Annotated in this window: 16 protein-coding genes and 1 tRNA gene; 14 read left to right on the top strand and 3 right to left on the bottom strand. The window is 36.2% G+C overall.

The window, feature by feature from the left end; genetic code table 11:
* Nucleotides 1–3: 3 nt before the first annotated feature.
* From atpH to PGOND44_RS00340, 7 genes are all read left to right on the top strand, one after another.
* Nucleotides 4–534 (top strand): ATP synthase F1 subunit delta, encoded by a 531-nt coding sequence (atpH, locus tag PGOND44_RS00370; RefSeq protein WP_003434623.1) that lies wholly within the window; start codon nucleotides 4–6, stop codon nucleotides 532–534.
* Nucleotides 535–575: 41 nt separating this feature from the next.
* Entirely contained in the window at nucleotides 576–2,156 is a 1,581-nt protein-coding gene (atpA, locus tag PGOND44_RS00365; RefSeq protein ID WP_003434620.1) for a F0F1 ATP synthase subunit alpha, read from the top strand.
* A gap of 10 nt (nucleotides 2,157–2,166) precedes the next feature.
* Nucleotides 2,167–3,036 (top strand): ATP synthase F1 subunit gamma, encoded by an 870-nt coding sequence (gene atpG / locus PGOND44_RS00360; RefSeq protein WP_003434604.1) that lies wholly within the window; start codon nucleotides 2,167–2,169, stop codon nucleotides 3,034–3,036.
* Nucleotides 3,037–3,168: 132 nt separating this feature from the next.
* Nucleotides 3,169–4,422, top strand: coding sequence for a peptidoglycan DD-metalloendopeptidase family protein (locus tag PGOND44_RS00355; RefSeq protein WP_003434601.1), 1,254 nt, complete (start codon nucleotides 3,169–3,171; stop codon nucleotides 4,420–4,422).
* Between the two features lie 200 nt (nucleotides 4,423–4,622).
* Nucleotides 4,623–7,868, top strand: coding sequence for a TonB-dependent receptor (locus PGOND44_RS00350; protein WP_003434598.1), 3,246 nt, complete (start codon nucleotides 4,623–4,625; stop codon nucleotides 7,866–7,868).
* 118 nt (nucleotides 7,869–7,986) lie between these two features.
* Nucleotides 7,987–9,126, top strand: a complete 1,140-nt coding sequence (locus tag PGOND44_RS00345) for an ATP-binding protein (protein ID WP_003434594.1) — start codon at nucleotides 7,987–7,989, stop codon at nucleotides 9,124–9,126.
* Nucleotide 9,127: 1 nt separating this feature from the next.
* Nucleotides 9,128–9,856: a metallophosphoesterase family protein gene (locus PGOND44_RS00340; RefSeq protein ID WP_003434591.1), complete on the top strand. Its 729-nt coding sequence runs from the start codon at nucleotides 9,128–9,130 to the stop codon at nucleotides 9,854–9,856.
* On the opposite strand, the gene PGOND44_RS00335 is transcribed toward PGOND44_RS00340, so the two are convergent.
* Nucleotides 9,853–11,631, bottom strand: a complete 1,779-nt coding sequence (locus PGOND44_RS00335) for a 1-deoxy-D-xylulose-5-phosphate synthase (protein WP_003434588.1) — start codon at nucleotides 11,629–11,631, stop codon at nucleotides 9,853–9,855. The genes PGOND44_RS00340 and PGOND44_RS00335 overlap by 4 nt on opposite strands.
* A 191-nt stretch (nucleotides 11,632–11,822) precedes the next feature.
* Here PGOND44_RS00335 and PGOND44_RS00330 point away from each other — a divergent pair, with 191 nt between their 5' ends.
* The 6 genes from PGOND44_RS00330 to PGOND44_RS00305 all read left to right on the top strand — a co-directional run bounded on the left by PGOND44_RS00330 (nucleotide 11,823) and on the right by PGOND44_RS00305 (nucleotide 18,157).
* Nucleotides 11,823–12,272, top strand: a complete 450-nt coding sequence (locus PGOND44_RS00330) for a nucleoside deaminase (RefSeq protein WP_003434586.1) — start codon at nucleotides 11,823–11,825, stop codon at nucleotides 12,270–12,272.
* Nucleotides 12,273–12,664: 392 nt separating this feature from the next.
* The gene (locus tag PGOND44_RS00325; RefSeq protein ID WP_155943771.1) at nucleotides 12,665–12,853 is read left to right on the top strand and encodes a hypothetical protein; all 189 of its coding nucleotides are present in this window, start codon (nucleotides 12,665–12,667) and stop codon (nucleotides 12,851–12,853) included.
* Between the two features lie 48 nt (nucleotides 12,854–12,901).
* Complete coding sequence (locus PGOND44_RS00320; protein WP_003434580.1) at nucleotides 12,902–13,678, top strand: GLPGLI family protein; 777 nt, start codon at nucleotides 12,902–12,904, stop codon at nucleotides 13,676–13,678.
* Between the two features lie 90 nt (nucleotides 13,679–13,768).
* A complete protein-coding gene (locus PGOND44_RS00315) occupies nucleotides 13,769–14,557 on the top strand; it encodes a GLPGLI family protein (RefSeq protein WP_003434577.1) in 789 nt (262 codons plus the stop codon).
* A 128-nt stretch (nucleotides 14,558–14,685) separates the two neighbouring features.
* Nucleotides 14,686–15,471, top strand: a complete 786-nt coding sequence (locus PGOND44_RS00310; protein WP_003434574.1) for a GLPGLI family protein — start codon at nucleotides 14,686–14,688, stop codon at nucleotides 15,469–15,471.
* Between the two features lie 22 nt (nucleotides 15,472–15,493).
* Nucleotides 15,494–18,157, top strand: a complete 2,664-nt coding sequence (locus PGOND44_RS00305) for a carboxypeptidase-like regulatory domain-containing protein (RefSeq protein ID WP_155943770.1) — start codon at nucleotides 15,494–15,496, stop codon at nucleotides 18,155–18,157.
* Between the two features lie 311 nt (nucleotides 18,158–18,468).
* On the opposite strand, the gene PGOND44_RS00300 is transcribed toward PGOND44_RS00305, so the two are convergent.
* Nucleotides 18,469–18,540: transfer RNA gene (locus PGOND44_RS00300), tRNA-Arg, on the bottom strand.
* 81 nt (nucleotides 18,541–18,621) lie between these two features.
* Nucleotides 18,622–19,734, bottom strand: a complete 1,113-nt coding sequence (locus PGOND44_RS00295) for an endonuclease/exonuclease/phosphatase family protein (protein WP_003434569.1) — start codon at nucleotides 19,732–19,734, stop codon at nucleotides 18,622–18,624.
* Nucleotides 19,735–19,826: 92 nt separating this feature from the next.
* Here PGOND44_RS00295 and PGOND44_RS00290 point away from each other — a divergent pair, with 92 nt between their 5' ends.
* Nucleotides 19,827–21,767: a tetratricopeptide repeat protein gene (locus PGOND44_RS00290; protein WP_003434567.1), complete on the top strand. Its 1,941-nt coding sequence runs from the start codon at nucleotides 19,827–19,829 to the stop codon at nucleotides 21,765–21,767.
* Nucleotides 21,768–21,769: the final 2 nt, after the last annotated feature.

Raw genomic sequence — 21,769 nt, 5'->3', positions numbered from 1 at the left:
CCTATGGGAAGTAGAGCGGCAGGAAGAAGATACGCCAAGGCAATTATAGAATTAGCACAAGAGGAGAATTTAGAAGATAAAGTTCTCAATGACTTTACGCTTATCCATTCCACAATCGATGAGAATAAGGACTTGAAGTTGATGTTATCTAGTCCACTAATCGAAGTGATTAAGAAGCAATCTGTTCTTTTAGAGGTGTTCAAATCAGTTCAACCTCTAGTTCAAAAGCTCATAAAAACACTCGCGACCAACAATCGCGTTGCGATTTTAGAAGAGATATCTGAAGAATATATTTCGCTTTACAACACACAGCATCATATCCAATATGCATCTGTGGTTACAGCTGTCGAAATGACTAAAGATATCGAAGAAAAAGTTCAGAATAAAATTAAAGAAATAACCGGATATACAGCAAATCTAACCAACCAAGTCGATGAATCTATACTTGGTGGATTTGTACTCAGGTTGAAAGATCTTCAATTTGATGCAAGTGTATCTACTAGTCTTAACCGATTCAAAAGACAATTATTATAATATTAAACGGTATGGATTTACCATTTAACACACAATAAATTATGGCTGAAGTAAACTCTGCTGAAGTTTCAGCAATCTTAAAAAAACAAATCTCTGGATTCGAATCTGAATCTTCACTAGACGAAGTAGGAACAGTTCTTCGTGTTGGAGATGGTATTGCCAATGTGTACGGGTTAGCCAACGCACAGTTAGGTGAACTTGTTGAATTTGAGGGAGGACTTAACGGTATGGTACTTAACCTAGAGGAAGACACTGTTGGTGTGGTTCTTTTAGGAAAGTCTAATGATATTAATGAAGGAGACTCTGTTAAGCGAACTAAGAAAATTTCTTCTATCCAAGTGGGTGAAGGTATTGTAGGTCGCGTGGTTAATACCTTAGGTGAAACCATCGACGGTAAAGGAGAGATTGAAGGAGAAACTTTCTTGATGCCTATCGAAAGAAAAGCGCCCGGAGTTATTTATAGAGAGCCTGTTACAGAACCAATGCAAACGGGGATCAAATCTATAGATGCTATGGTGCCTGTAGGTCGTGGACAAAGAGAATTGGTGATTGGTGATAGACAGACGGGTAAAACTTCTGTATGTATCGATACCATTCTTAACCAAAAAGAATTTTACGATAAAGGAGAGCCAGTTTATTGTATCTACGTAGCGATTGGACAGAAAGCGTCTACAGTGGCTGGTATTGCAAATCTTCTAGAAGAAAGAGGTGCATTAGCCTATACGACTATTGTTGCTGCCAACGCATCAGATCCTGCTGCTATGCAGGTGTATGCCCCACTAGCTGGAGCTGCAATTGGTGAATATTTTAGAGATACGGGTCGTCCAGCTTTGATTATATACGATGATTTATCTAAGCAAGCTGTTGCTTACCGTGAAGTGTCATTACTATTGAGAAGACCTCCAGGTCGTGAAGCCTATCCTGGTGATGTTTTCTATCTTCACTCCAGATTATTGGAGCGTTCTGCAAAAATTATCAATGATGATACTATTGCAAAACAAATGAACGATTTACCCGAAGCTTTAAAAGGAAAAGTAAAAGGAGGCGGTTCTTTAACGGCACTTCCTATTATTGAGACCCAAGCTGGTGATGTTTCTGCTTATATTCCTACCAATGTGATTTCGATTACAGATGGCCAGATTTTCTTAACGTCAGATTTATTTAATTCTGGGGTAAGACCGGCAATTGATGTGGGGATTTCAGTATCTCGTGTGGGAGGTTCTGCTCAAATTAAATCCATGAAAAAAGTAGCTGGTACTTTAAAATTAGATCAAGCTCAATATAGAGAATTAGAAGCTTTTGCTAAGTTTGGATCAGACTTAGATGCTTCGACTCAAAATACGATTGAAAAAGGAAAACGCAACGTTGAAATTCTAAAGCAATCGGAGGCCAGCCCTTACGCTGTTGAAGATCAAATCGCTATTGTTTTTGCAGGAACCAAAAACTTGATGAGGGATGTTCCTGTCAACAAGATTAAAGAATTCGAAAAAGATTATCTGTCTTTCTTAAACGGCAAGTACCGTGACGTCTTAGACCAATTGAAAGCGGGTAAACTAACTGATGAAATTACAGATGCACTCACAAGTGCTGCTAAAGAAATTTCCTCAAAATATAAAGCATAAAGCTTAATTTATGGCTAATTTAAAGGATTTAAGGAGTAGGATAACTTCGGTATCATCTACGATGCAGATTACAAGTGCCATGAAGATGGTTTCTGCTGCTAAGTTGAGCCGTGCACAAAATGCAATTGAGGACATGCGTCCTTATGCTGAGAAGCTCAATGAGCTTCTGCAAAGCTTAAGCGCATCTTTAGATAGCGATACAAATAGTCCTTACTCTAACGAAAGAGAAGTCAATAATGTATTAATTATTGCTATTTCTTCCAATAGAGGCTTGGCGGGTGCGTTTAATACAAACATTATCAAACGCGTAAGAAATCTGTCCTCTGAAGGATATCCAGGGAAGTCGATTAAAATTCTTCCTATCGGTAAAAAAGCGGGAGATATTCTTCGCAAATCCTTCGATATGGAGAAATCTTACAATACTGTGTATGATGATCTCTCCTATGATGCTGTTGCAGAAATTGCTGAACACCTAATGGATTTATTTAAAACTCATAAGTTCGATAAGATTGAATTGGTGTACAACAGCTTCAAAAATGCAGCCACCCAAATTATTACGACAGAACAATTTTTACCCATAAAACCTGCAAGCCAAAGGGCTGGAGAAGCTATGTCTAAGGACTATATATTCGAACCTAATAAAGCAGAAATTGTAGAAGATTTAATTCCTAAGTCTTTGAAGATTCAATTGTTTAAAGCGATTAGAGATTCTGTAGCTTCAGAACATGGGGCTAGGATGACAGCGATGCATAAAGCTACCGACAATGCTACAGAGTTGAGAGACGATCTTAAGTTGTCTTACAACAAAGCTAGGCAAGCTTCTATTACTAATGAGATTTTGGAAATCGTAGCAGGTGCAGAAGCGCTCTCGGATAGCTAATATTCTTTAAGATGAATACAACAAAACCTCTGTAAAGGGGTTTTGTTGTATATAAAAATCAAGCAAGTTATTTTCTTCTTGTTGACCTAATAATAAAATGTAATTTTGACGTTTTACCTTTAAATTTTGATATTGAGAACAGACTATCCTTACTTTGCCATAATAATCCTTTCTTTTTTAGTACTGACTTCTTGCAATGAAGATGTCGAAAAGGTATCCAAAAAGGAAACTATTCAATTGGAAGTTGAGAAAAAACCTGAGCCAAAAGTATATGGGTTTAAGTTGAGTGATTTTGAAGTTATTCTGGATACAGTAAAACGGGGCGAAACTTTTGGGGTTATCATGGACAGGCATGGAGTCACTCCAGGTCAAGTTTATCAAATTACACAAACCATCCCCGATTCTGTAATGAATTTTAGGCGTATCAATTACGGTAAGCCTTATATGCTTCTAAAGAGTAAAGATTCTACAAGAAAGGTTGAGCATTTTATATATCAAAAGTCCGTCATAAATTATGCAGTTGTCAGCCTAGACAGTATCCACGGTCTAGCAAAGTCCAAACCAGTTACAATTAAGCAAAAGACGACCTCTGGAGTTATTTCTTCATCGCTTTCAGCAGCTATAGACGAAGCGGGTTTAGATTATTTATTGACCAATAGATTCGCCGATATTTATCAGTGGAGTGTAGATTTCTTTAAACTTCAAAAAGGAGATCAATTTAAACTTATTTACAAAGAAAAATATATAGACGACACCATTTATGCCGGACTCGAGACCATAGATGCTGCAGTTTTAAAGCATAAAGGGAGAGAGTTTTACGCTTTCAATTTTGAAATTGATAGTCTTACTGGGCGCACAGATTTTTTTGATGAGGAAGCTGGAACGCTTAGAAGTTTCTTTTTAAAAGCTCCCCTAAAGTTTAGTCGTATCTCTTCAAGATACACAGGACGTCGTTTCCACCCCGTACAAAGACGGTGGAAAGCTCACAAAGGGACAGATTATGCAGCAGGAACAGGAACCCCAATCTGGTCTACAGCAGATGGTGTTATCACCAAAGCTAGTTATACCAGAGGCAACGGAAATTACGTTAAGGTAAGACACACCAATAAATACTCTACACAATACCTTCACATGTCCAGAAGGGCTGTAAAAGTTGGCCAATACGTTAAGCAAGGTGAGATTATTGGATATGTTGGACAAACCGGTCTAGCCACAGGACCTCATGTCTGTTATAGGTTTTGGGTGAACGGAAGACAAGTAGATCCTTACAAACAAGACCTACCAGATGCAGAACCCATGAAGGAATCTCTAAAGCCTTCCTATTTTGAATTCATCAAGCCATTGAGAATAAAAATTGATGAGGTTGATTATAAAAGGATTTTATAATTAGTTGATTTAAAACTTGTTAAAATTAGTCCCCCTTTTTTTTAAATAAACCTACTAGTTTGGGAATTTAGTATTAATTTCACCCCCGAATTTAAAACCAAATTTAATTTTTTAACAGTTTTTCTTAACATTGGCTTAATATTAGAACTTTAAATCTGGGTTTACTTTGCACCAAAATATAAACAAAAAAAACGTTTCAAATGAAAAAATTGCTACTTGGCTTATTCTTAGTGATGGGAGTGGGTATTTATGAACAAGGGGTGACTACTTCCTCTATTAATGGTAAGATCACAGACAATAATGACCAACCTCTTCCTGGGGCAAATATTATTGCTGTGCATACACCTACTGGAACACAGTATGGTGTTGTGACAGATTTTGATGGTTTCTACAGAATCCCAAACATGCGTGTTGGTGGACCCTACACTTTGAAAATCACTTACGTTGGTTTTGAAGAAATTTCTTTAAGTAATTTCTTTTTAAAATTAGGCGATTCAGAAAGAATTAGCAGACAAATGTCTGAGTCCGATAACGCCTTGGATGAGGTGGTTATCTCGGCTTCTAGAAATGGTATTTTCGATTCTGGACAATCAGGATCTAATACAAACATTTCTCAAAGACAGATTTCTAATCTTCCGTCTGCAACCCGATCTTTAGGAGATTTCATTAGAACAACTCCAGAAGCGCAAGTAGGAGAAAATGGAAGTATCTCTTTAGGTGGACAAAACAACAGATACAACGCTATTTATATTGATGGAGCGGTAAATAACGATGCTTTTGGACTTGCCGGTTCAGGAACCAATGGTGGACAAACTGGAGTAAGCCCAATCTCCATTGATGCGATTGAATCTTTTCAGGTTAACCTTTCTCCATTTGATGTGAGACAATCTGGTTTCGCTGGTGGATCTATCAATGCCATTACGCGTTCTGGATCTAATAATACAGAAGGTTCAGCATACTACTACTTAAGAAATCAAGACCTAGCAGGTAAGACACCTACGGGGATTAGCGAAGACAATAGAGAGAAATTGACAGACTTTACTGCAAAGCTTTTTGGAGCTAGAGTAGGTGGAGCGATTGTAGAAGATAAATTATTCTACTTTATCAACTACGAAAGACAGGATGAGCAAACGCCTCAACCTTTTGTCTTTGACCGTTACCAGGGAACTTCATCTGCTCAAGACTTAGCTAACTTAAAGCAAGGCTTGATTGACAATTATGGCTACAATCCTGGAGTTTTTGACAATAATACAACTAGCTTAGTAAGTGATAAGTTAATTGCACGTATTGACTGGAACGTAAATGATAAAAACAGCATTACGCTTAAGAATAGTTATGTAAATGCTGAAAATACAAATCCAAGACAAAGTAGTGATAGAAACATCAACTATAGTAATGCAGGCGTATTTTTTCCTTCAAGAACCAATTCGACAACACTAGAGTGGAGTACAACAAATGGGTCGGACATGTCCAACAACTTGATTGTGGCCTATACCGATGTATTGGATGATAGAAATCCAACTGGAAATCCATTTCCTAGGGTTAGAATATTTGATGGTCCTGCAGATATTGACTTTGGTTCAGAGGCATTTTCTACAGCTAACTTACTAGAGCAAAAAGTATTGAATATTACTAATAACTTCGAGCTTTATAGAGGGCGTCACAAGTTAACTTTCGGTGCAAACTTTGAATATTTTGATTCTAAAAACGTATTCTTTAGACAAAATTACGGTCAGTACGCGTTTAATTCATTGGAGGATTTTGAAACTTATTTAGACGATGTTGATGGAAACGAAGCACCAGCTAGATTTTTTGATAGAGGCTATTCCCTTCTTGGAGGTCTTGGTGATGACTCTTTAGGGGCTGCAGAATTTGCATATTCTCAATTAGGGTTTTACGTTCAGGATGATGTAGATTTAACCGATGATTTTAAAGTTAGTTTAGGTCTTCGTATTGATGTTCCATTTTTTGATGATGGTTTAGTTAACGATGACTTCAACACAAGAACCGTTGAGCTTCTCGAAGCTAATGGCAAAGACCTACAAGGAGCAAGGGTAGGTAAGGCTATAAAAAGCCAGGTTCACTTTTCTCCAAGACTTGGATTTTCTTGGGACGTAGGTGGTAATAAATCCACTCAAGTAAGAGGTGGTGTAGGAGTCTTTACCTCTAGAATTCCTTTAGTATGGCCAGGTGGAGCCTACAACAATAACGGTTTAACTGCCGGATTTGTTGATGAAAGAGCAATAGATGGAGACATATTTTTTAATGCAGACCCCTTCGACCAGCCCGTACAGCCAGGAGCTGAGCCAGGAACAGGTGCGAGAGGTGGACAAATCGATATCTTTTCGCCTGACTTTAAATTACCTCAGGTGGCTAAGTATAATATCGCAGTAGATCAAAAACTACCAGTTTGGGGTTTAATTGCCTCTGGAGAGTTTTTGTATAACGATGTATTAAATGCCATTTTTTATGAGAATTTAAACATTAGAGGTCCAGTAGGAAATCTTAATGGAGCAGACAATAGACCTTTCTATAATAGACGTGCCCTGATAGATGATGATTATTCTAGCGTCTTTTTAGGAACAAATACAAGTGAAGGCTATTCTTACAATGCTACGTTTAAATTAACGAAGCCTTTTGAAAATGGTTTTGCAGGTCAATTGGCTTACACTTATGGTGAGTCTTATAATGTTTTTGAAGGAACCTCTTCCCAAAACTCATCACAGTGGAGAAACCTAGAAACAGTAAACGGTAAAAACGCAAATCCAGGTATTCAACGCTCTAACTTTGCACTAGGATCTAGATTCACGGCTAACATGAGCTATGAGTACGAGTGGAATGACAATGTAAAAAGTACCGTTTCGTTATTTTATGCCGGTGAAGAAGGGAGTCCATTTACATATGTATACAATAACAGACCATCAAACCTTCTAAATGATGATTCAAGAGACAACGCTTTAATCTATATTCCTAGGGATGCTTCGGAAATTAATTTAGTTCCTTTACTTGATAGAGATGAAAATTTAATTGCAACTCCAGCTGAGCAGTGGGAGGCGCTTAACGGTTATATTAATTCGAGCGATTACTTAAGAGAAAGAAGAGGTGAATATGCAGCGCGTAATGGAGAAAGAGGGCCATGGAGTCATATTGTGGATCTTAAATTCTTACAAGATATCAGCTTGGATTTAAATGATAAGAAACATACGTTCCAACTCTCTTTTGATATTTTCAACTTTACAAATCTCATCAACAAGGATTGGGGTCGTAGACCATTTATCCCAGGTGGTATAGGAATATTAAATGTCGAAGAAGGTGGTCCAGATCCTGCGTTTAGTTTTAATTTAGAAGAATTTACTACAGAAGCAGATGTTGAAAACTTTGATGACTCAGGAATCCTATCTTCAAGATGGCAAATGCAAGTTGGTGTAAGGTATATCTTTAACTAACTCTTAAAAAGACTTTATCTTTTAAGCGAGATCCAAATTGGATCTCGCTTTTTTTTGCAATTAATTCAAATTTGTTGGTGCTTACATTTGGTTTTTTCTTGTAATTTTAGCCAAGTCTATGATTAACAAGCGCCTTCTTATTAAAAACCTACTCGCCCATAATGGGGAAAACAGTTTCTATGATAAAAAATTGCTTATAAACATAGGGAGTAAAGAGGGGAAAGCTAAATTTCTAAAACACGTGTGCTCCCTTTCTAACACCAATCCAATAAGTAATAGTTACATCGTTATTGGGATTGAAGATGAAAATAATAAAATCGTTGGGGTCGACTTTTTTGATGACAGTAAAATTCAAAACTTAGTGAATGCCTATTTAGAACACCCACCAATTGTGTCTTACGAAAACATTCAATTCCCGCATTTGCCCGACGATAAGGTGGTGGGGCTCGTGAGCATTCGTCCAAAAAGAGATCAGAGTATCTGCGCTTTGCGTAAAAATATCTGGAAGTATTGGGGAGGTACCGTTTTTATGAGAGAAGGAAGCATTAGCAAGCCCAAGGTCTTCGATATTGAAATAAAAGATATCAATTCTGAAATTGTTGCTGCTATTGAACAAAACTCTCAGAATAATATTGAATTAACCCTAGACGGTTTTCACGATTTCCTTTTAAACAGTAAAGATTTCAATCCCAGATATAAAGTCTTTAAAGAATACTTTGTCCTATGCTGGGCAGGAAAGCCAAAAACTGTTGGAGATAAAACCTTTTACTCTAGAGTCAACATTCAGTTGATCAATGAGCAAGTTAAATTGTTTTATTCTGATTTAGATGAAGTTGAAATTCAATATGACGAAGACAAGTTTCAAATTATAGAGTATGTACATTTGGGTCTTCAAAATCGATTCAATTATTATCCCTTAGAAAAAGTGATGATTCATTTCAGAGATAATATGCATTACGATATCGAGTCAAAGCTGATGTTTGAGCCTCCTCAATACGACCAAAAGACGCTAAGGCATTATCTCAACCACAACGACAGTCTTTTAAAAAAGCTTAAAAACAAGGTCGACCTAAATTCAGCAGAAAAAAGAGAGCTTGTAAATTTGTCTACGATTTACCTCATTGCTTACCTTAATGGGTTCGATTCTTCTCTAGAAAAGTTGGAGGAAGCTAAGCCTTTATTAAAAGCAATTCAGCCAAAAGCTTACCAACGGCTAAAAGACAACTTAAGAATTTTAAGAAAAATCAAATATAACTAGAATGAGTAGGACACTGGTGATTGGAGATATACACGGAGGTTTTAAGGCTTTAATTCAAGTCTTAGATCGTGCAAAAGTAACGAGTCAGGATCAATTAATTTTCCTTGGCGATTACGTCGATGGGTGGAGTGAAACTCCAGAACTTCTTTCGTACCTTATTCAGCTTAAGGAAGAGAGAGACTGTATATTCATAAGAGGCAACCATGATGACCTTGTTCTCGACTGGTTCAAAACAGGCAATTCCAATCCCAAATGGTTACAGCATGGAGGAGATAGCACTATGAAAGCTTACGAAACCGTAAATCCAACCCTGAAAAATCTCCATCAACGATTTCTAGAAAACCTCACCAACTACCATATCGATAGCAAAAACCGACTTTTTTTACACGCAGGGTTTGCCAATATGCACGGTCCAGCCTCAGAATTTCACGCCAATACAGTGTATTGGGATAGAACGCTCTGGGAAATGGTCTTAGCTATGGATACGTCTTTAACGCCCAGCGACCACATTTATCCAGATCGCTTAAAGTTATTTAATGAAATCTATATCGGCCATACGCCCACCACACGCATTGGAGAAACTAAACCCATGAACCTGGCCAATCTTTGGAATATCGATACTGGAGCAGCTTTTAAAGGCCCTATAAGCTTGGTGGATATAGAATCTAAGCAAGTATGGCAAAGTGATCCTGTACACGAATTATATCCTCAGGAAACCGGCCGCAATTAGGGATTCAAAATAGCTTTGATTTTGTCTTTAATTTTTTCAGAAGAAATGCCTGCAAGATCGTAAAGCTCTTTGGTATCCCCTTGTTCAATAAATTCATCTGGAATGCCGAGCTTATGAATACGACCTTTATAAGAAGAGGTTTGAGCATAGTCCAAGACGGCATCGCCAAACCCTCCTTTCATGCATCCATCTTCAATAGTGATGATGTTTTCGAAACGGTTAAAAACAGATTGAAGCATCGACTCGTCCAGCGGTTTTAAAAACCTAAGGTCATAATGTGCTATACTGAAGGAGTTATCGATGGTATTTAAGGCGTCTTCAACTTCGCTTGAAATACTGCCAAGGCTTAAAACAGCGAGGTCTTTTCCATCTCTAAGTTTCAGGCCTTTGCCTATCTCTATGGCTTTAAAGTCTTGCTTCCACTCTTTCACCGTTCCTCTACCTCTAGGATATCGAATAGCGATAGGATGTTCTAAACCTTTTGAGGCTGTATAAAGCATTTGACGCAGGTCAATAGCATTGCTTGGAGCAGCCACGATCATATTGGGAATACAGCGCAAGAAGGCCAAATCGTAAGCTCCATGATGAGTTGCGCCGTCGTTGCCTACTAGACCTGCTCTATCTATGCAAAAGATAACTGGTAAATTCTGAAGCGCCACATCGTGAATCACTTGATCGTAGGCCCTTTGTAAAAACGTGGAATATATCGTGCAAAACACTCTATGGCCTTGTGTTGCCATACCTGCTGAAAGTGTTACCGCATGTTGCTCGGCAATACCCACATCGAAAGCTCTGTCTGGAAATTCTTCCATCATGAACTTTAGGGAACTTCCCGTAGGCATAGCCGGTGTTATTCCTACAATAGACTTGTCTTTTCTGGCAAGTTCTAATAGAGTGAGTCCAAAAACATCTTGAAATTTTGGAGGTAAGTTTTGATCGTTCTTAGGTAAAACTTCACCAGTAGTTTTGTCAAATTTCCCTGGGGCATGGTAGCGCACCTGGTCATCTTCAGCTTGCTTTAGGCCTTTGCCTTTTTTGGTAATAATGTGAAGAAGCTTAGGGCCTTTTATGGTTTTAAGGCGCTCAAAAGCTTTGAGAAGCTCTGGTAAATCGTGACCATCTATAGGGCCATCGTAGCTGAAGTTAAGCGCTTCTATAATATTGTCTTGTGGTGGTTTTTTACCGATTTTAGCTTTGGTCAAATAGGTTTTGAGGGCTCCAACACTTGGATCAATTCCTATAGCATTGTCGTTGAGAATCACAAGTAAGTTGGCATTTGTCACCCCAGCATGATTAAGGCCTTCAAAAGCGATTCCAGAAGCTATGGAAGCATCGCCTATCACAGCAATGTGTTGCTTATCAAAATCTCCTTTTAGTTGCGAAGAAATGGCCATCCCTAAAGCCGCAGAAATCGAAGTGGAGCTATGGCCTACGCCAAAAGTGTCGTACGGACTTTCGTCACGTTTGGGAAATCCGCTAATGCCATTCAGTTTTCGATTGGTGTCAAACACCTCCCGGCGGCCGGTTAATATTTTATGGCCGTAGGCTTGGTGGCCCACATCCCAAACCAACAAATCCTCTGGTGTATCAAAACAATAGTGTAAGGCGATGGTGAGTTCAATAACTCCAAGACTGGCGCCCAAGTGACCTTCTTTGGTAGAAACGATATCGATGATGAATTCTCGAAGTTCTCTAGCCAACTGCTCAAGCTGATTGGGATCCAACTGCCTTAAGTCTTTAGGCGAATTGATGTTAGAAAGTAATTCTAAATGCATGGTACAAAGTTACCAATAAGAAATTGTATTTTCGATAGGTATGAATTTTTGATTATAAAGATTTGAAGTTAATTAAGTTTGAATATTATGCTTCAACATCGAGCGTAGTCGAGATGAAGTTTAAAACAAAAGGCTCTTACTCGAATCCAAATAGATATATTGTAAAGTCATAAAAACACCCCTTTTATCCTATGCTCACTCCTTTTGACGACCATTATTTTATGAAGAAAGCTTTGCAAGAAGCCCAACTGGCTTTTGATAAAGGCGAAATCCCTGTGGGAGCCGTGGTGACGCACAACAACCGGATTATAGCTAGAAGTCACAATCTTACCGAGCAACTCACCGATGTGACCGCCCACGCCGAGATGCAGGCCATAACCGCCGCTGCCAATCATATTGGTGGCAAGTATTTGAGAGGTTGTACACTGTATGTCACTCTGGAGCCCTGCCAAATGTGCGCTGGTGCTTTGTATTGGAGTCAGTTATCAAGATTGGTGTTTGCTGCTCCCGACCAGAGGCGCGGATACCGAATTCTAGGAACACAGCTGCACCCTAAAACCAAAGTCGATCATGGTATTTTAGAAGAAGAAGCCTCTAGACTTTTAAAAACCTTTTTTATTCAAAAACGAAATTTGAATTGAAGTGGTTTATAAGAAATGTTATTCTTATAAAAGATTTGTATTTATTGCGAATCCTTAGGGCCAAGCCCTAGCTCATTTACGGTTTGACCGTAAATTTAACCATTAATTTAATATTTAACAGTTAGGAATATATGAACTGTTTTTTTTTTATTAGTTTAGAGCAATAATTAATAAATCATGCCAATGTTCTTCTAATTTTAAAAAGGAAATGCCCTTCCGAAGAAAAGCATTTCACAAAACAAGCATTAAAAATTTCATACTCGCTGACGCTACAAGTATATGTATTTTTCATGAGATCTTTACTTAGGTGTTGACCTATGTTAACTAATCTGGCAAGATTTAAAATTGCAACACTTAAATTTTAAAAATTTAAAATCATGAAAATTTTATTGATGTCATTTTTGATGTTACCGTTATTTCTGTTTAATCCTTCTACAGTTGAATCCTCAGAAGAAATGCTTGGTGATAGTTGCACTGTTAAAACAAATTGTAATGGCGATGGTGATCCAGACTATGAAGGGGTAGTAGATTGCAAATACGCAGAAGACCTCGGTGATCAATTTGAAGATTCTTGTAGTTAATATTAATCAATGGCTGGAGATTTATTTTCCAGCCTTAATTTTTAAAACATGAAATTTTTTGTAATCATTATTTATTTAACTAGTCTAAATGTCTTACCCCAAACGGGCATAGTCAATTATGGCGAAGTCCAAAGTATGGAAATGGGTGCACCAATTGGTCCTGATTATAGGGCTATTTTGGTGTTTAACAAAGATAATTCTTTATACGTTACGAGAAAAGACTCTTTGGAAGGTGGTCATATACGAGAACAGAAGTCTTATCGTGCTTCTTCTAATAGAGGTTTTACAATAACTGTAGTGACCAACCCAATAGGCTTTCAATATTATTATAAAACAAAAGAAAACACTTTGTTTTCACGAGATTTAGGTTTTGATTATGTGAAGGATAACACTATAGACATTCCTTGGGACATAACAGAAGAGACAAAAATGATAGGAATTTATAAAGTTCAAAAAGCAACCGCCCACTTTAGAGGGCGAGATTATACTGCTTGGTTTACATCACAAATACCTTTGCCTTACGGGCCATGGAAGTTGGTAGGTTTACCAGGTTTAATTTTGGAAGCTTATGATACTGATAAAGAAATCTATTGGTATTTTAAAAATATAGAATACCCAACAAAGCAAGCATACCTTTTAAAACCTATTGACAACCCAAATGCTTCATGGATAAGTTTCCAAGATTATAAAAAAAATAGAATTGAAAAATCTTTGGACGCAAAAGCTGCTGGTAAAATGATAGCTGAAAATATAGGGTCATCGAAATCAAATTCTAAATTAAAAAAACTAGATGGTTATATTGAGGCCTTTATTGTTGAGGAATGAGAGTAATATAAACTAAAGAGATACTGTTAAAATCAACAATCAATATAACTATATGCTTAGTTTTAATTAAGTTTGGTTAAAATTAATATTATGAAATTCTTAATTCTACTATTAGCTATTTGCTCAACATTATTAACTGATGAAATTTCTGCCCAAACAGGCCTCGTAAATTATGGAGAAGTCCAAAGTATGGAAATGGGTGCACCCATTGGTCCTGATTATAAAGCTATGTTGGTGTTTGATAAAGATAATTCTTTATACGTTACGAGAAAAGACTCTTTGGAAGGAGAAAGTATTTATGAACAAAAATCTTATCGTGCTTCTTCTGGTAGAGGCTTTACTATAACAGTGGCAACTAACCCTGAGGGATTTCAATATTATTATAACCCAAACGACAAAACCTTGTATGCTCGCGATTTAGGGTTTGATTATGTAAAAGACAACACCATAGACATTCCTTGGGACATAGCAGAAGAGACAAAAATGATAGGAATTTATAAAGTTCAAAAAGCAACAGCCCACTTTAGAGGACGGGATTATACGGCTTGGTTTACGCCACAAATTCCTTTGCCTTACGGGCCATGGAAGTTGGTAGGTTTACCAGGTTTAATTTTGGAAGCTTATGATACTGATAAAGAAATCTATTGGTATTTTAAAAATATAGAATACCCAACGAAGCAATCACATCAGTTAAAATCTATTGACAACCCAAATGCTTCATGGATAAGTTTTAAAGAATACAAAGATTCTTTAATAAAGGATGCTGTTAGTGCAAGAGAAGCTGGCAGAATGATGACTGAAAATATGGGAGTTTCAAAATCAAGATCTAAGACTGAACGGTTAGATAATTATATTGAAGCCTTTGCTATTGATAAGTGAAATTACCTTTAAATACCTTTTACACACACAATTTAAATTAATAGTCATTATTTAAACTAAATCTGTTAAAGTTTAGAATGATAAAACTACGTACTTAGTTTTAATTAAGTTTGGTTAAAATTAATAGTATGAAAGTCTTAATTTTACTATTAGCTATTTGCTTAATATTATTAACTGATGAAATTTCTGCCCAAACAGGCATAGTAAACTACGGCGAAGTCCAAAGTATTGATATGGGTGCGCCTATTGGCCCAGATTATAGGGCTATGTTGGTGTTTAACAAAGACAATTCTTTATATGTGACTAGAAAAGATTCTTTGGAAGGTGGACACATTAGAGAGCAAAAATCTTTCCAAGTTAGTCCTGAGGCAAGGCATTCTATTACTGTTGCGACTAATCCCGAAGGTTTTCGATATTATTATACTCCAAAAGAAAAAATCTTGTATTCACGTGATTTAGGGTTTAAATACGTCAAGGATAACACCATAGACATTCCTTGGGACATAGCAGAAGAAACAAAAATGATAGGAGTTTATAAAGTTCAAAAAGCAACCGCCCACTTTAGAGGGCGAGATTATACCGCTTGGTTTACGCCACAAATTCCTTTGCCTTACGGCCCATGGAAACTAGTAGGCTTGCCGGGTTTAATTTTGGAAGCTTATGATACTGATAAAGAAATCTATTGGTATTTTAAAAATATAGAATACCCTACCAAGCACTCTTATTTACTCAAACCTATAAAAAATCCTAAGTCTTCGTGGATTTCTTATGAGGAACATAAAAAATTTCTAATCAAAGCTTTTCTTGATGCTAGAATGGGAGGTAGGATGATAGCAGAAAACATGGGTGTATCTGGCTCGAAATCGAAAGTTTTGAAAACAAATAGTTATATAGAAGTTTATGAAATTGAATAGTAATACAAACTAAACTTAATCCTTGATCACACTAAGCATACTTCTTAAACCTATTCGACTTATAGTTATATATTTAAGCTTATTGATGCCATTTTTGGCTCAGGCTCAAAAGCTAGATATTAAAGGTCAAGTCTTAGAAGTTGGATCAAATTTACCTCTCGAAGGGTCTAGCATCGTCATAAGTTCTTCTACAAATAAGTTTTTGGGGTACACCTATTCTACAGAAAATGGGAAATATGAGTTATCGATAAAAGCTGATGCAGATTCATTGTATTTAAAGGTGAGTAGTTTTGGTTATGAGTCGCAACACGTTTTAGTAAATACTACAGCAGGGCGAAATATTACTCAAAATTTCAGTTTAACTCCAAAAGTTGAACAGCTTAATACGGTGGTTCTTGAAACTGAAGAAAAAATTAAAGTCAATAGGGATACGGTAGCCTACAGAGTTTCTGCTTTTATTAACGAAACAGAGCAAACTGTTGAAGATGTCTTAAAAAATTTACCAGGTATTGAAATAGACGATGATGGAAATATAAAAGCACAAGGCAAAAGCATTCAAAAAATATTGATAGAAGGAGATGACCTTGCCGACAAAAATTATAAAACCATTTCCAAAAACCTTAGCGCCGATGTACTCAGCAAAGTTGAAGTCATCAATAACTATAGTGAAAACCCAGTGTTGAAGCAATTTCTAGATAGCGAAGCGGTGGTACTCAATTTAAAATTAAAAGATAAAGCCAAATCTATTTGGTTTGGAGCTTTAAAAACAGGAATCGGCAATGATAGTCGCTACGAAGTAGATCTTAATCTGGGGCTTATACGACCCGAGGTGAAACTTCTGGATTTGGGTAATATCAATTCAGTTGGCAAGCCAGCAGGAGAGCAACTCAATAATTACGTCTACCAGCAAATGGGGTTCAATGATTTTGATGAAAACTATAGTTTGGATCAAGATTCATTTTTGAACTTAAATCCAAACTCGATATTGATTGATGACAAATTTTACGTGGAAAATGAGAGTGTATCCAATAATCTCTTGGCCAATAAGACCATTTGGAAAGACAGTAAACTAAGAAATTCCTTGTTTGTGACAGCAGACCAATTTCAAAGTGATTATACCAATCTTACCTCCTATTTTTTACCAAACGAAACCATCAATTTTCAAGAAGACAATGCGTTTCAAACCAAAAACCTCAATCTTAGAAATGACTTTGAAATAAAACATTCTATAGATGAAGATCACTTTATCACCTTTCAAACTGACTTATCGGTTAATAATTCTGATGTGAATCATGAATTGCTTTTCAATTCTAGGGATAACATTGCTCAGGTTTTAGACGAACGTAACCTTAGCTTATCTACCAATGTGCACTTTACCAAAAAGATAACAAACGGAGCGCTCACTTTTTATGGCTTTACAGGAGCCAACCAAGACCAACAAGGGTTTACTATAAATCCAAACACCATTTCTCCAGACGAAGCCTCCAATTCAAGCAAACTCGAAACTGAAATAAAAGACAATACCGTTTATCAAGGTTTGGAAGGCAGTGCTATTTTTAAAGTTAATAAGCTGACGTATGCATTCAAAACGGGGATTTTAAATCAAGAACGCGATTTTAACCACATAACAAGCGATCGTGGAAGTACTACTAATAGTATTGAAATCGATAGTTTATCGGGAACAAATTCAGAAACAAGATTAAAATCTTTTGTGAGTTTTAAAACTCAGTATGAATTTATTCCAGACAAGCTTATTGCTGAAGGGGATCTCGAACTGTCCAATGTGAATTTAAGAACAACACTAGATTCTAGAAGCTTTCTGTTTTTTAATCCCAATCTCACTTTAAGGCTTAGGAAAACTAAACTGGGTAGTTTTACGATTAGATATAAGAAAATCAATGAATTGCCAACTTTAAGTGATTTGAACAGCAACTTCATCGTGCAAAATTATAGAAATTTGATTTTGGGTCTCAACAGGCTCGAAAGCATTTCCAGAAATCAATATTCTTTTAATTATATCTTTTCCAGACCCAAAAAAAGGATTTTGTTTGAGGCTGGGATCTCCTATTCTGACTATAATCAACAACTATCGGCAGATAATCTGTTGAGTGAAGGCTTGAACGTATCAAGGCGTTTATTTATTCCTGGGGGAAGTCTGTTGGCGGGAAGATTAGGCTTTACTACTTACTTATCCTTTGTAGATTCAAGCTTCAAAGTCGGTTATACTAAAACCGTTTTTGAAAATCCTTCAATACTAAATAGTGAGCTTTTCAATGTCACCAATGACAGCGACTTGTATTATTTTAGAGGGACAACCTATTGGGATGGGATTTTAAATTTTAAGTTCTCTGGAAGTATAAATTCAAATTCTGGAGAAATTGGCGAGTCAACCAATACGAATACGATTTATAATGGAAAACTTGAAACTGTATTAAGACTTTACGATCGGGTGTTTGGAAATTTCAGAAATGAAGTATTTGAAGTCAATTCTGAAACTTACCAAACGAGTAGTTTTAATTTGGAATACCGGCCAAAAGATAAATCTTACGTTTTTGGGGTAGATGCTCAGAACATTTTTGATACTAGGTCTTATACTTTTAGTTCCATCACAAATTTTCAAAGAGGCGACTTGGTCTATCGTGCGGTTCCACAGTATTTTATGGCGTATTTGAAATTTAGATTTTAAGAATTTACAGCATAATCCCATCCTAAAGTAAAGCTATATTTTAATAAAGAAACCTGCTCATCAAAGTTTGAAACTTCAAACTATCTGATCCAAGGTAAAGCCGTGCAATCAATAAGTCTATATTTAACTTGAATTTTTCAACTTCGAGAATACTCGATTTATAATGAATTTGACTTTTAGGAATCACATTTTCTGTTGTATCAGTTTTATAAAAGCGTATTGTGAAGACAACTTGGAGAATAACCGTTTTCCTGATTTTGAATTGACTAATGAAATGGTCTGCTATATGAAAAGTTTCGATTCAAGTATAGTAGCTCCGCTAAGAATCGAACTTAGATCTAAAGTTTAGGAAACTTTTGTTCTATCCATTGAACTACGGAGCTGTTATAGGTTTAAAATTTTCAAAGTTAATTGAAAAAGTTGAACTGAATATAAAAACCAACACGAACTATGAGATAGAAATTCTAGTCAGAAGGCAAGGTGTCTACCGACTTTTTCTTAATCAGATATAAGTACACCGGAAAGTGGTCACTATAGCCATTGGTAAATCCACCATCGGCAAAGGAGCGAAATGGGTAGCCTTTAAAGCGGCCTTTTGGATTTTGTAGATAATACGGATTAAAAATATTGGCCTGGTAAAGCGTATAGCTTGAGTAATCGGTGGTGTAAATTAAGGGTTTCGAGACCAGAATCATATCAAATAAATCCCAAGTATCTCTCCAAGCGATGGTGCCTATGCCTTTTTTAAAAAGCTTTTCAAAGGGATTATAGAGTCCCCTTATTCCTAAATTTTCTGAAAATTCTTTGGCTTCCAAAACCTCTTTTATACTTTCATTATAAGGGCCATCGTTAAAATCTCCCATGATTAGGATTTTCGCATAGGGGTCTTGGGTTTGAATTGAATCTTTAATTTTTTTAGTGAGTTTGGCAGCGTTAACTCGGTTGGGGCGGCTGCGTTTTTCGCCTCCTCTTCTAGAGGGCCAGTGATTTACGATAAAATGCATCTCTTCACCGTCCAATTTCCCCTTAACATAAAGCTGATCTCTCGTATACCTTCGCTTTGTTCTATCGGTATCGCTATACAGCACGAGTTCATGAGCCTTGGAGTGGATAGGCCTGAATATGCTTTTTCTATACAGCAATGCCACGTCGATACTCCTTGCATCCGGTGAGTTGTAATGGATTATCCCGTAATTGTAATTAGATAAGTAGGGGTCATTTACTACATCTTGCAACACTTTAAAGTTTTCAACTTCACATACGCCAATGAGTGCCGGTGCCGTTCCTGTTACATCAGACCCTAAGTCTGCAATGACTTTAGCCATATTTGTGACTTTAGCTTTGTAGACAGCCTCGCGTTCGCCTTCTGCAATTTCCATAATGGGAGAACTTTCATCAAATTTAGTGGGGTCATCTTCAGTGTCGAATAAATTTTCCAAATTATAAAAACCTATAGTATTGATAAGGAATTCTTCCGATTTTTCATTTGTCGATGACGGGTTTTGCACCGAGGAACAGCTGTATAAAAGGACTATAAATCCCAAAACTAGACTTCTAAATTTCAGATTTGAAATCATTTTATACTAATTACACATAAAGGATATTATATGTTTTAAATATAAAAATTCATCTAATTAATTACATTTGTAACTGAACTTAAATTCCAGTAATGAAAATAAAGATTGCCTTATTAGATTTAGCGCAAATCCTAAATTTAAGAGATAAGAACAATGAAAACATTATTAGTCATCTCAAAGAAACTTACCGAGATTTCAACTTTAAATTAATCGAAGATGTAGCTGAAATCGAAATAGATGACATTAATCTCATACCAGATGACATTCATAAAAATCTCATTGGTTTGTGCGAAAAAGGTGATTTTAAAAAAGCCTTATCTAAAGCAAAAAAACTACTACCATTATATCCATATTCTTCAGAGCTTAACCGAATTTTAGCACAAATTCATTTTGAAACTGATAATATGGCACAAGCCGAAGATTACTTGATTTCAGCTCTAAAATTAAATCCTAAAAATACGTATGCATTGATTTTAATGGGAAATCTTTATTATAAGAATTCCGATACTGCAAGAGCATTAAACTATTGGAATACTGCTTTAAAATTCGATCCAAACGATTATTATTCTTTATCAAACATTGGAAGTCTTTTAGCGCAACAAAACCATTTAACTGAAGCCAAAAACTTTTTTGAAGAATCAATTAAAGTGAATAATAAATTCCCAAATGCTTTGTATGGTACAGCACTGGTGCATTATAATCTAAAAGAGTTCGATAATGCTTTCGAAATGGTAATCAAGGCTATAAAATGCTCAAAACCTAAAGAAGAGGTCTATGAGAACGCCCAGAGGCTTTCAATTGAAATAGCAAAGGAATTAACCAAAAATAATTTAGCTGAAGTTGAATCGGATATTCATTATTTGAAAGATGATTTGATAAAAAAGACAGGTAAAGAAATCGATATTGAACTTTCAGAAAATATAGATACGCCTGCTAAATTAGAAGTGGCTGAGTATCACAATAGAGATCATCACAGATTGTTTTACAAAAAACTGGACTTAACTGTACCACACTTGATGCTACACGAGTTGTATCACCTTGAACTTATCGCTGAAGCTCGTAAACTAGAAAATAATTTTTTATTCACATCAAATCAATCACACCAAGATAAATTTTTTCAAAAACTAAACAATTATAAAACAGGGCTTCTAAAAAAAGGCATCCCTTCCGAAAATATAATAAAGCTAATTACATCCCTGTTCAATGGCTTAAATTCTCAGGTATTTAATACACCGATCGACTTGTTTATTGAGCATAGCATTTATAGCAAGCACAGCAAAGCAAGACCCATTCAATTACTGTCATTGTTCAAAATCATCTCGGATGGTATTAAAGCAACAACCGATAAAGAGGTGGTAAGAATGATGCCTAAAACCATCATCTCGAAATCAAAAGTTTTGAACTTAGTAAATGCCCTGTGGTACAAAGATTTTTACGGGATTGATTTAATCGCTGAATTTAAGTCTAACAAAATTGAACGAAAACAAGCAGAAAATTTTTATCAAGAATACCTTGAATATTTAAAGGATAAAGAACCATCTGAAGAATATGAACTTTTACAACACTGGGCTGAAGATTTAGAGTTAGACGATTTATTTGAGCTTAAAAAAGAAAGCATAAATAAGTCTAAAACAGCTGAGGATGTAATTAGTGATGTCAACAAAGACCCCTATGGTTTAGAAAGTAAAGAATCTGATTATGTTATCGAAGAACGTAAAAAGTTTGTTGAATCACATAGCAGTGATGAGGTTAATACTGCTGTTGTAATGTACATGGTTGAAGCATTGGACTTTTTTGTTAGTAAACCAAAAGCAGAAATTAAAAAAATTGCATTCGAATTTGGTACTTTAGGGATGACTGGCATTGATCCATCCAAAAATAATTATGATGTACCTTCAATAGATAAAAAAATGTCAGGTTTTCAGGCTTTGGCATATTACTATGTGAGTTGGGCAGTTGGAATACCTGAAATGCTTCCACAACTAGGTATGCCTTTCGATAAAGAATATGAAATAGCGCAACAAGCACTTTAAAA

Source organism: Psychroflexus gondwanensis ACAM 44, from assembly GCF_000355905.1.
Lineage (GTDB): Bacteria > Bacteroidota > Bacteroidia > Flavobacteriales > Flavobacteriaceae > Psychroflexus > Psychroflexus gondwanensis.
This window is presented reverse-complemented; position numbering and strand designations above follow the sequence as displayed.